This window comes from Mycobacterium asiaticum, assembly GCF_001668675.1.
Classification (GTDB): Bacteria; Actinomycetota; Actinomycetes; order Mycobacteriales; family Mycobacteriaceae; genus Mycobacterium; species Mycobacterium asiaticum_D.
The window spans coordinates 1-935 of the sequence record NZ_LZKQ01000108.1; the positions used below are offsets into that span (position 1 = coordinate 1).

The 935-nt window shown below is 77.1% G+C and carries 1 pseudogene; it reads right to left on the reverse strand.

The annotated features are described in order from the left end of the window. Positions 1 to 5 precede the first annotated feature (5 nt). Positions 6 to 935, reverse strand: a pseudogene (locus tag A9X01_RS31835) (PE family protein); the annotation flags it as partial.

The following is a 935-nucleotide window of genomic DNA, read 5'->3' on the forward strand; positions in this document are numbered from 1 at the left end:
AGGGGTTAACCGCCCGCCCCCGTGCCGCCGGCGCCACCGGCGCCCCCCCGCCCGCCGCCGCCCCCGCCCGCGCCCCCGGTCCCGCCGGGCCCCGCAGGCCCCGTCCCATTCTGCGGGCCGCCGCCGCCGCCTCCACCACCCCCGATGAGCACGTCGTCGGTACCCGCGGTGCCCACGTTGAAGCCACCGGAGCCGCCCGCGCCGCCGGTACCGCCGGCTCCACCGGTGCCGTTGATACCGGCGCCGCTGGAGCTGCCGCCGGTGCCTCCGGCCCCGCCGATGCCACCTTGGCCGCCGTAGCCAGCGAAGCTGAACCCGCTGAATGCGTTGCCGGCGCCGCCCGTACCGCCCGTGCCGCCGGTACCTCCGGTACCGCCCAGTCCGCCATTGCCCGGGTGCCCAAACAGCATCCCGGAGGCGCCACCTGCACCTCCCGCGCCGGCGGCACCACCAGCTCCGCCGTTACCGCCATTACCCGCTACGAAGTGGGCTGCGTCTGGTGTCGTGCCTGCGCCACCTGACCCGCCCATTCCGCCTGTGCCGCCGGTGCCGCCCGTGCCGCCGAATCCACCCAGCAGGGCTTGGTTGGCGCCGCCGGCACCGCCTTGACCGCCGGCCCCGCCGGCAAACCCGTTACCGCCCGTCCCCTGGGGCACGGTGCTGTCGAGGCCGGCATGTCCGGTCCCGCCGGTACCACCGGCCCCGCCCGTTCCACCAGCGCCGTTCAACGACAGCAGCTGAATGTTGGGCCCGCCGACGCCACCGTTGCCGCCGGGCGCGCCGGTCCCCCCGGTCCCGCCGGGCCCACCGGCGCCGCCGTTGCCGCCGCCGATCAAGCCGTTGGCACCCCCGGCCCCGCCGTTACCGCCGTGGGCACCCGGAACGATGGCGTTCCAGCCCGCGCCACCAGTACCGCCGTTGCCACCCGTCATCGC